Origin of the sequence: Candidatus Planktophila sp., assembly GCA_030681675.1 — a bacterium.
Taxonomy (GTDB): domain Bacteria; phylum Actinomycetota; class Actinomycetes; order Nanopelagicales; family Nanopelagicaceae; genus Planktophila.
The window spans coordinates 1-10,048 of sequence record JAUXRP010000019.1 but is presented as its reverse complement, the minus strand read 5'-3'; the positions used below and the strand labels follow the sequence as shown (position 1 = coordinate 10,048).

General features: G+C 45.5%; 10 protein-coding genes. 7 read left to right on the top strand and 3 right to left on the bottom strand.

Going from position 1 to position 10,048, the window contains the following annotated elements:
• The 4 genes from Q8K48_06055 to Q8K48_06040 all read left to right on the top strand — a co-directional run.
• A partial coding sequence (locus tag Q8K48_06055) for an ABC transporter permease subunit (GenBank protein MDP1851964.1) occupies nt 1-318 on the top strand: 318 nt, incomplete at its 5' end.
• Nucleotides 315-1,166: a sugar ABC transporter permease gene (locus tag Q8K48_06050; protein MDP1851963.1), complete on the top strand. Its 852-nt coding sequence runs from the start codon at nt 315-317 to the stop codon at nt 1,164-1,166. The genes Q8K48_06055 and Q8K48_06050, both read left to right, overlap by 4 nt.
• Nucleotides 1,167-1,168: 2 nt before the next feature.
• A complete protein-coding gene (locus Q8K48_06045) occupies nt 1,169-3,124 on the top strand; it encodes an alpha-amylase family glycosyl hydrolase (GenBank protein ID MDP1851962.1) in 1,956 nt (651 codons plus the stop codon).
• Nucleotides 3,084-4,928 carry a glycoside hydrolase family 13 protein gene (locus tag Q8K48_06040; protein MDP1851961.1) on the top strand — a complete coding sequence of 615 codons (1,845 nt, stop codon included), beginning with the start codon at nt 3,084-3,086 and terminating at the stop codon, nt 4,926-4,928. The genes Q8K48_06045 and Q8K48_06040 overlap by 41 nt, the downstream gene beginning before the upstream one ends.
• Here Q8K48_06040 and Q8K48_06035 read toward each other — a convergent pair.
• The 3 genes from Q8K48_06035 to Q8K48_06025 all read right to left on the bottom strand — a co-directional run bounded on the left by Q8K48_06035 (nt 4,883) and on the right by Q8K48_06025 (nt 7,888).
• Entirely contained in the window at nt 4,883-5,707 is an 825-nt protein-coding gene (locus Q8K48_06035; GenBank protein MDP1851960.1) for an alpha/beta hydrolase-fold protein, read from the bottom strand. The genes Q8K48_06040 and Q8K48_06035 overlap by 46 nt on opposite strands.
• Before the next feature lie 391 nt (nt 5,708-6,098).
• Nucleotides 6,099-7,193: a ferrochelatase gene (locus Q8K48_06030; GenBank protein MDP1851959.1), complete on the bottom strand. Its 1,095-nt coding sequence runs from the start codon at nt 7,191-7,193 to the stop codon at nt 6,099-6,101.
• On the bottom strand, nt 7,190-7,888 hold the full coding sequence (locus Q8K48_06025) for a chlorite dismutase family protein (protein ID MDP1851958.1): 699 nt from the start codon (nt 7,886-7,888) through the stop codon (nt 7,190-7,192). Before Q8K48_06025 ends, Q8K48_06030 begins: the two co-directional genes overlap by 4 nt.
• A gap of 104 nt (nt 7,889-7,992) precedes the next feature.
• On the opposite strand from Q8K48_06025, the gene hemG reads away from it, so the two are divergent.
• From hemG to Q8K48_06010, 3 genes are all read left to right on the top strand, one after another.
• Complete coding sequence (gene hemG, locus Q8K48_06020; protein ID MDP1851957.1) at nt 7,993-9,435, top strand: protoporphyrinogen oxidase; 1,443 nt, start codon at nt 7,993-7,995, stop codon at nt 9,433-9,435.
• 2 nt (nt 9,436-9,437) lie between these two features.
• On the top strand, nt 9,438-9,779 hold the full coding sequence (locus Q8K48_06015) for a hypothetical protein (GenBank protein ID MDP1851956.1): 342 nt from the start codon (nt 9,438-9,440) through the stop codon (nt 9,777-9,779).
• An 87-nt stretch (nt 9,780-9,866) separates the two neighbouring features.
• A partial coding sequence (locus tag Q8K48_06010) for a hypothetical protein (GenBank protein MDP1851955.1) occupies nt 9,867-10,048 on the top strand: 182 nt, incomplete at its 3' end.

Sequence of the window (10,048 nt, the reverse complement as noted above, 5' to 3'; positions counted from 1 at the left end):
CGTCAGATTTTCCGTAAAATCACATTGCCACTGCTTTTGCAAATTCTCTCTCCGCTATTAATTGCCTCTTTTGCATTCAATTTCAACAACTTCAATTTGATTTTCCTACTTACTGGTGGTGGACCACGCAACGAACTTGATGGTGAAATTGCCGGTGCTACAGATATTTTGATCAGCTACACGTACAAGATTGCCTTTGGGTCAAGTACTCAAGATCTTGGATTGGCAAGTGCAATCTCGTTAATCATCTTTATCCTAGTCGCTTCGATTTCGCTTTATGGTCTACGAAAGTCTAAAGTTTTGGAGAGCTTCTCATGAAAAAATGGTTACAGCAGGATTCATGGCGTCATCTCATTGGAATTTCGATTAGCTTATTTGCACTCTTTCCACTTTATTTAGTTGTCATTTCTTCATTTGCCTCATCAGGAAGTTTACAGCTGACTTCATTTGTTCCCAAAGAAATCTCATTTAAGAATTATCAACTCCTCTTTAATAATCCCGCCATTCCATATTTAACATGGGCAAAGAACTCGTTAGTGATTGCCGGATCAGTGGCGGTGTTATCAGTGATCATCGGCTCGGCCTCAGCATTTGCTTTTAGCCGATTAGCTTTTAAGGGTCGCAAAACGGGAATTCAATTATTACTACTTGTCCAGATGTTTCCAGCAATTCTTGCCATCTCAGCCGTATATGTCATTATGGAACGCGTCTATAAGTTTGCTCCAGCAATTGGTCTAGGAACTCAGCCAGGCCTGCTTTTGGTGTATTTAGGTGGTGCAATGGGTGTAAATATCTGGTTGCTCAAAGGTTTTGTTGATTCAATTCCAGCTGAGCTGGATGAGGCGGCAAAAATTGATGGAGCATCGGCTGTGCAGACATTTTGGTTAATTTTTGTTCCACTTGCTGCGCCAGTTCTTGCAGTTGTAGCCCTTTTAAGCTTCATTGGAACCTTTAATGAGTTTATTTTAGCAAGGTTATTCTTAGTAGATATGGAAAATCGAACTATTGCAGTTGGACTACAACAGTTCATTGGGGGACAGTATTCACAAAACTGGGGACCATTTGCCGCAGGTTCAATTCTGGCATCGATTCCGATTGTTATCATCTTCTTATCCCTTCAAAAATATATAGTTAGTGGTCTCACTGCAGGTTCGGTCAAGGGATAGCATTGAAGAATAAAGGCTTTGTCGTTGCCACAATTTCTCTGCTTTTGCTGATCAGCACAACTTCTTTTGCCGCAGATCCAACCATAGAGACACCGAAAGTTGGATTGACTAAAGATCTTATCTACTTCGTCTTCCCCGATCGATATCTCGACGGCGATCCAAGCAATAACTACGCACCGGGCTTTAACCCCAAAGACACAGCATTCTTTCACGGCGGAGATTTAAAGGGATTAACCGGGACATGCACGTCAGGTGATAATGGATTGGCCAGAATAAAAAAATTGGGTTTTACGGCCGTTTGGCTCACCCCGCTAGTCGTGCAAGCAAAGGCAACGCCGTATAGCGCTGGATATCATGGATATTGGGGTGTTGATTTTCTCAATGTTGATCCGCATTTAGGAACTAGGGCCGATCTTTTGGCATTTGTCGCATGTGCAAAGACTCTCAACTTAAAAGTAATTCTCGATATCGTAACTAACCACACCGCCGACGTAATTAAGTACAACGATCGCACCGCCTACATTCCAGAAGATTCGATAAATCTTAAAAATCCGAGCTGGCTCAACGACTTAAGTAATTATCACAATGTGGGCGTGATGGGTAATTGCTGGAGTGAAGGACCGTGTATTCAATTTGGAGATTTCTTTGGTTTAGATGATATCGCTACCGAAAAAGAGGTTGTTTATAAGGGTTGGGCCGAGGTTTATGGGCAATGGATTAAGGATTTTGGGCTATCAGGTTTTCGCGTAGATACTGCGCGTCACGTAGATGAGCAGTTCTTTAAAAACTGGAGCCCTCTCATTAATACCGAAGCCAAGAGCGTTGGAATAAATGATTTTACAGTCTTCGGCGAAGTTTATGATGTAAATCCAATAAATTTAATGAACTTTGTGCGCCGAAATAAGATTCAAACGGTCCTAGATTTTCCATTTCAACGAACAGCAACTGAGTTTGCATCGGGATACTCAGATGCCAGTGTTGTTGAAGGTCTATTTGAATATGATGATTTATATACTAGTGCAACCTCTGATGCCAGTAACCTCGTCACTTTTCTGGGTAACCACGATATGGGTAGAGCAGGAAAACTTATCGAGTCGGCCCGTATAAATAGTCCAAGCGAGCTTCTCCCACGGACTCTTCTGGCGCATGCATTGATGTATTTAACTCGTGGAATTCCAACGGTTTATTATGGAGATGAAGTTGGAATGTCTGGTTCGGGTAACGGTACTGATCAACTTGCACGTCAAGATATGTTCTCAACTAAAGTAACGATGTGGAAAACCGAGCCGCGTATAGGTTCAAATCCAATCGCTTCAGGTAACTCATTTTCAATTACTGATACCCATCCCATTGCCAAATACCTCAAAACCTTAGCGAGTCTACGTGCGAAAAATCCCGCTCTTGCAAATGCCCAGATGCAGGTAAGAGTTGCAAAGGATTCCCTATTTGTGGTTTCCAAGAAAAATGGGAAGGAAAACCGCGAATACATCGTGGCCTTTAATAATTCAACTAAAGCTATCAAAGCGAGCGTTTATACTGCAACGTCGACGGGTGGGTGGAAAACTATTTTGGGAACTTCCAAAGCGGTTGCAGCTAAGGAAAAAATTACCTTTACTGTACCTGCGCTTTCTACAGTTGTTTTAAGGGCCAATAAGAAGATAGACAAAATCCAAGTTAAAATTGGAAAGATTTCATCAAAGTTGGACTACCTGTCCGGCTACTATGAAACTAAAGCAACAATGGCAAGCCGAGATCTATTGAAGGTGAGCTTTTATGCACGAAGTTCAGTTCACCCTTCTTGGGTTTTGCTCGGTACGGACTTAAACGCTCCTTATAGTATTTTTATAGATCCTCTAGATTTTCCAAGTGAGGATTTAGAAATTCGAGCAAGTGTTACTAATTCGAAAGGGGTTGTATATGAGTTACCTCATGCCACGGTCAGCATTACCGCACCATGATGGAAGTCAACTGTATGTCAGTAATGCCGCCCCTACGATTGGCGAAACAGTAACTCTTCGAATACGCGTTCCACACACTTACACCTTTGAAAAGGCATTTATCCGCTTGTATCATGACGGTGAGCCACGAAGTTTTGAATTAAAGCCAGGCAAAAAAAGTGATGTTGAAACGTGGTGGTCTGTAAAAGTGGCGATTGAGAATTTGTCCACGCTTTATCGCTTTGTTTTTGTCGCCGAAGGTAAGTATGACTGGTTAAATGCTGCCGGGTTATTTGACCACGATGTTCACTCGAATAATGATTTTCAGATTGTCGCAGTACCTGCATATCCGCAGTGGATAAAATCATCGGTTTTCTATCAGATATTCCCTGATCGTTTTGCAAAATCTGAGGATAAGCGAGATATTCCTGACTGGGCATTCCCCAGGGATTGGAACGAGTTGCCTCGCGGTCGAAGTAAATACACCGGTCGCGAATTGTATGGAGGAGATTTAAAGGGTGTAGAACAACACTTAGATCACGTGAGCGAATTAGGTGTCAATGGAATTTACTTTACGCCATTTTTCCCAGCACGCTCTAATCATCGCTATGACGCAAGTAGTTTTGATAAAGTAGATCCTTTGTTAGGTGGCAACAAAGCAATGTTTTCTCTGGTCGCTGCCGCCAGAAAGCGAAAGATTCGATTATTAGGTGATTTAACATCTAATCATTGCGGTGCAGGTCACCCTTGGTTAGCCAAAGCGCTTAAAGACAAGAAGTCAAAGGAGCGCGGTTACTTTTATTGGGATAAGTCGGTCGACCATGGCTACGTCGGCTGGTGGGATCTAGCTTCGTTACCTAAATTGAACTTCCACTCGCAGGCGCTTCGTAGGGCCATGTATTCAGGTAAGAATTCAATCGTAAAGAAGTGGCTCTCTCCAAAATTTGGAATGGCTGGCTGGCGAATAGATGTAGGCAACATGACGGGCAGGCTAGGTGCCGATGATATGCACGATGAAGTTATGCATGGAATACGCAAAGCGATGGATGAGGTGAAGCCCGATGCCTGGCTAGTTGCAGAGAACGGTGACTTTGTTGCAAGTGATCTCAATGGCTTAGGCTGGCATGGCGCGATGAATTATCAAGGCTTTATGCGTCCAGTCTGGAACTGGCTCAATAAGAACGCAACAATTGGTGGCGGTTTTCAAGGACTTCCATTTTCCATGCCAAAGATTAATGGACATCAGTTGGTCGAAAGCATGAGTGCATTTAACGCTGCGATTCCTTGGAGATCCCTCGTTGCAAGTATGGTCTTACTTGATTCTCACGATACAGCTCGTATGCGCACTGTCGTTCTCGGAGATAGAGCCTCGCATCTTTCGGCGATGGCAATGATGCTTACTTATCCCGGAACCCCTTCGATTTTTGCAGGGGATGAAATTGGTCTTGAAGGGGCTTGGGGAGAAGACTCTCGTAGAACTATTAATTGGGATGATACTTCACAGTGGGACCTCGAGTTTTTTGAAGAGATTAAGAAGCTAGTTGAACTCCGTAGAAGCCGAGATTCTCTCATCAATGGGGGATTACGCTGGCTGGCAGTTGAGGCGGATTACGTTGCTTATCTTCGCGAATCTACAAAAGAGTCGCTACTGGTATTTATTTCTCGTAAGGGCGTCAAAACAACTCTGAATCTAGTCCCGTATGGGTATGTATTTAAAGAGAGGCTCTTTGGGCAAGAGGCAACAGGTGCAACGGCACTAATCAACTCTACGGATGCGGTTCAATGCATCTGGGTTGTTGAGTCAAGCCAAAAACGCAATGGTTGATCTAAGTACTTAGCCCACGATCTTTCATTGTGCCCACTTCGTTTGTACACCTTGCTTACGTAATTATGGTGCTGATATCCGAGTTCGTACATTAAGCGATCGGCGAAAAGCTGAAACGGTGCGTACTCGGCATCTAATCCCTTAGTACCGTGACTCATCCATACTTTATAAGGCCCTGGTTTTGGAAGGGATTGAATAGTTTTTTCAACGAGTGGATTGGCGCCAAACGGCCAGTGCGGAGAAAGTGCAAGAGCAGTTGCGAAGCGATTTGGGAATTGGGTGAGTGCATAAAGAGTTGCCAGTGCGCCCATGCTCGAACCAATCATCGCGGTTTGTTCGGGATTTACTCCAGGGGCAATGGCTGGAGCATACTCATCAAAAATCTTTCTTAAGTATGTATCGCCATGAAGAACCGAAGGATCAAAGATTTTCGCAAAATCTTTATGAACTGCTAACCCATCACGAAAGAATTTTTCCGGCACTAAATCTTTACCTCGACCCCAGGGATTCTCCTTCGACTCGCTATGCCAAATACCGATAATGGCTGGGGGAGTAATTCCGAGAGTTTCACTCACGCGAATTGCCGCTTGCGTCATCTGCCATGTTTGACCACGATGTGTAGAAGTGTGACCGTCAAAAACATTCTGTCCATCATGAGCAATTAATAGGTGGGTTGCAGGTGCTTTAGGCAGCCAGTAATCAACGATTCGACCATCGAAATCCACTCGCTTTATATCACCCGTGACTCCGCGAATTTGGAAGCGCTTAATCTCTTTCATACTGGTTAAATCTACCTATGTCAGCGAATCACTCGAGCCTCTCATTGGCAATCCAACGAGTTAACAGAGCGACAGTTAGTAAGGCAATTGCGCTCACCAGGTAGACGTTATTTGCTGCAATCACAAAGCCTTCGCGAGTGGCTTAGATACATAATCAAGAATCCAAATGAGAAAACGCAAAGTCCAACTGAGGCCAACCAGCGATTCCAAGAATCGAGCTCTGTGTCGCAATTACTCCTCCCACTATCGGACCAAGCAAACTCGACGAACCGAAAACCGCCACAAAAATAAGTATGTGACGCGCTCTTTCACGCGGCAGAAATAACCGATCCAAGAAGAAAGAGCACTAGAACTGCAAAAAATAGCGGGCGTCGTCCAAAGCCATTATGAATTAGTTAGTTGCTTGCGCCACAGTTGGAAGTTCTTTACGAGGATTTGGACAACACTCTGCGCTGCAGTAATTGATCCGAGCCCCAATCGATGAGAGTTCTTGTCCTTCATTCTGAGTTTGTCGCTCTTGAATTAAATCGACGATCCCTGCTACAAATTCCATAGAGCTTCCCGGAGTGGCTACCCTAAAGAATCGAATCCCCAACTCGTCGGCTATCGCCTTTGCTTCATGGTCTAAGTCCCAGATGACTTCAACATGATCGCTTATGAATCCAATCGGAACAACAATGGCCGTTGAAGTTCCGGACTTAGCTACCTCGCGTAAGGCATCTCCAATGTCGGGCTCCAGCCACGGAGTATGTGGGGCACCACTTCGAGATTGATAGACCAAGGACCATTGCGGTACTTCGCCCGCAAATTGAGTAGCCACCGATGCGAGAATGGACGTGATGGCGGCATTGTGTTGCGCCACATAAGCAGAGTTGTTGGGTGCATCCCGTAGATTTGCAGGTCCAGATGTTTCTGCCATGGAGATAGGAATGGAGTGAGTTGTAAAGAAAATGTGAGTATCAGTTGTTGTGGTTCCATCATTTTTTAGCGTTTCCAGAACTTCGGTCAACCCTCTCGCAAACGGTGTGATAAATCCTGGGTGATCAAAATATTGGCGAACTTTGTCAATTGTTAAAATCCCCTGCAGCTCAGTTTCGATGAGCGCTTGTGCCAAGTTCTCGCGGTACTGGCGGCAGCCCGAGTAGGAAGAGTAAGCACTGCTTACGAAGGAGAGAACTCTGCGGTGGCCATCGGCCTTCATTTGCTCAAGGGCTTCGGTTATGAAGGGATGCGAATTTCGATTTCCCCAATAGATAGGAGTTTCGATTCCGCGTTTAGTAAATTCCGCCCGCAGAGACTCTAAAAGACTACGGTTTTGTTCATTTATTGGGCTCACTCCGCCCAAGGCTAAATAGTGATGTGCTACTTCCTCTAATCGCTCTCTGGGAATTCCCCGTCCTGCAGTTACTCGCTCTAAAAAAGGCATAACCTCCGCTGGAGATTCTGGTCCACCGAATGTTGTGAGAAGGATTGCGTCGTAATTCACGAAATTAAATCTCCAATTTCAGCCGGTTCAATTTTGCGTCCAGTGTAGAAAGGTATCTCTTCCCTAACATGCAACCGGGCTTTTGTTGAACGTAAATCACGCATGAGGTCGACAATCTCTTGAAGCTCATTTGATTCAAGAGCTAAAACCCACTCATAGTCTCCAAGTGCAAAGGAGGCAACTGTGTTACTTAGAACTCCAGTGAAATCACGACCGGCCATTCCATGTTCAACCAAAAGCGCTCGGCGTTCTTCATCGGGCAGCAAATACCATTCATATGATCGAACAAAGGGATACACACAGAGCCAATCTTTAGCGCCAGCTCCAGTCATAAAAGCAGGGACGTGGCCCTTATTGAATTCGGCTGGGCGATGCAGTGCCATCGCGGCCCACACAACCTCAAGGGATTTGCCAAGAGTAGAACGCCTTATTTCACGCAAGACTTCTTGTATCTGTTCGGCGCGCGGAGCATGAAACCAGAACATAAGATCTGCGTTGGCGCGCATTCCAGAGACATCGTAAATGCCGCGCAGTTGGACATCGTCAATTTCTGCTTCGGCAAGGATTTTAAGTAGTTCATTAATGCAGTTCTCTGGCTGGTCTGTTAGCTCAGTGCGACGAAATACTGTCCACGATGTGAATCGGATCGTCTCATTAATCTCTTTAGCTAAGGTTTTTCCACTGTTCTGTGTCATTAGGGCATTATGCCAGCCAATAGGTGGTGAGGGCATTCTCAATCGGATTACCTATCTTTGATTGAATATGAAAGACTCTTCGATAGTAGTTTGAATCTCAAATTTTGGGCCAAGTTGGAGGCGAATTGATAATTCACCAATCAAATGCACAATCTCAAGAACGCCCATCGGTTGCAGTGATAGGTGGTGGCGTCAGCGGATTAATATGCGCCCGACGACTAAGTCATCAAGGTGTCAATGTTACACTCTTTGAAGCTGAGCCATCACTTGGCGGTGCGATACGAACAAAGTTTTTTGCAGGACATCACATCGACTTGGGAGCAGAGGCAGTTCATATTTCGGCTCCGGGGATGAAGGAGCTTATAAGTGAGTTGGGATTAAGTGAGAAACTCATTAGTTCCAATCAAGGTAGCTCTTGGCTCTGGACGCGACGCGGATTGCGCCGCCTTCCCACAGGCGTTGGTCCATCAGGTCCACGCAGACTGCGCCCGGTCCTTACTTCTGGCGTAATGTCCATGCGGGGATTAATCAGAGCCGGGCTTGAGCCTTTGATACCGCGGCGCGCTCTTGTTGGCGATATCGGGGTAGGTGTGTATGTAAGCCAACGTTTTGGGCGCCAAGTTGTGGAACGTTTTGTCGATCCTATTCTTGGAAGTCTGCATGCCGGCAACGTGCATAAATTAAGTCTGCGCGCTATTACCCCCGAGTTAGCAACGATAGCCGATACAGGTAGTTCAGTAATGATGAGTCGACGTGGCCAGAAAAGCGGACCCCCGCTTTCATTTGCTACTTGGCCCGGTGGACTTTCCACACTTGTTAATCAAATTTTAATTGATGCAGATGTTGAAGTGCGGACATCAACATCAGTTGAGTCAGTAACAAAACAAATAAATGGCCGTTACCAGATTGCGGAAATAAATGGAAAAATTATTGAAGTTGATGCAGTTGTGCTTGCCGTTCCTACCAGAGTGGCAGCACATTTACTACGCTCCTTGTCACTGAGCGCCGCACATATTTTAGAAAAAATTCGATATGCCTCTGTAGCAACCGTCCTCGTTGCATATCCGCTAGCGGCAGTAACAGAAGTTCGGGCGCTAAAGGCTACGGGTCTTTTAGTTCCATCTACCAGTGGACGGATTCTTAAAGCTGCAACATTTCTTACGACAAAGTGGTCACATTTCGCCGATCCACAATTCTTTCTTATGCGCTTATCCAGTGGTCGCGTAGATGAACGCGAGATTGAAAAGTTGGAGGATTCTGAACTGGTTGCAAGATTGCACAACGACTTGGTAGATGCGACAGGTATTAACGCAGAACCTATTGAGTATTTTGTGCAGCGCTGGCCGGATGCGATGCCACAACTTGAAATCGGTCACCTTGAACTTGTAGCAAAGGCTCGTAAGGAACTCGAAAATTATCCGGGAGTTCTGCTCGCCGGAGCCTCGTATGACGGGCTCGGAATCGCCACTTGTCTGCGCTCGGGTGAGCGTGCTGCGAGTGCGTGTTTGACCACTTTGCAATCTATACAGAATCCTGTACAGTATTAGACATGTTTACTCTACTTCCTCACGCGCAGACATTCTCTGTCACAGAGGCCGCCGAACGTGGTTTACCCTCCGTTGTGCGCAGTGCTAATGCTGGTACAGATTTTGTCATTGAGCGATACGGCAAGCCACAAGCGGTTATCGTTGGGATTGAGCGCATCACAAAACTTGAAGAGCTTGAGCGCGATCTCCAAAGTACAGCGTTAGTCCTAAGCCGTATTGCTACTGATAACGGCAACCGTACCGACATCGATGCGGTTATCAAACATTTTGGTCTTGATCCGGCGGAACTTCGCGCAGAGACAGCTGCTGAGTTCGCAGCATCTCAAAAATTATCTACTCCATAGAAAGACGTTAGAGCCGTGGCTTACATTCGGCTTATAGATCCCGCCATTGATGACTTGAATAAGTTATTTCACCTTGATCCTTCAGTTATGCGGAAGATCATTACCAAAATGTTGATTTTGGAACTTAATATCGGGGCTGGTGAGCCTTTGCTTGGCGATCTAATAGGGTGGCGCAAACTCACGGTCGGCGATCGAAGCTGGCGCATTATTTGGAGAAGCACGAAGGATAAATCTGGCGGCGAGATAATTGAAATAGCTCAGGTCTGGGC

What these genes read in the sequence shown, in the direction of transcription:
- Q8K48_06035 (MDP1851960.1), bottom strand. Translation starts at nt 5,707, where the DNA reads ATGAAAGAGATTAAGCGCTTCCAAATTCGCGGAGTCACGGGTGATATA.
- Q8K48_06050 (MDP1851963.1), top strand. Translation starts at nt 315, where the DNA reads ATGAAAAAATGGTTACAGCAGGATTCATGGCGTCATCTCATTGGAATT.
- Q8K48_06040 (MDP1851961.1), top strand. Translation starts at nt 3,084, where the DNA reads ATGAGTTACCTCATGCCACGGTCAGCATTACCGCACCATGATGGAAGT.
- Q8K48_06015 (MDP1851956.1), top strand. Translation starts at nt 9,438, where the DNA reads ATGTTTACTCTACTTCCTCACGCGCAGACATTCTCTGTCACAGAGGCC.
- Q8K48_06025 (MDP1851958.1), bottom strand. Translation starts at nt 7,888, where the DNA reads ATGACACAGAACAGTGGAAAAACCTTAGCTAAAGAGATTAATGAGACG.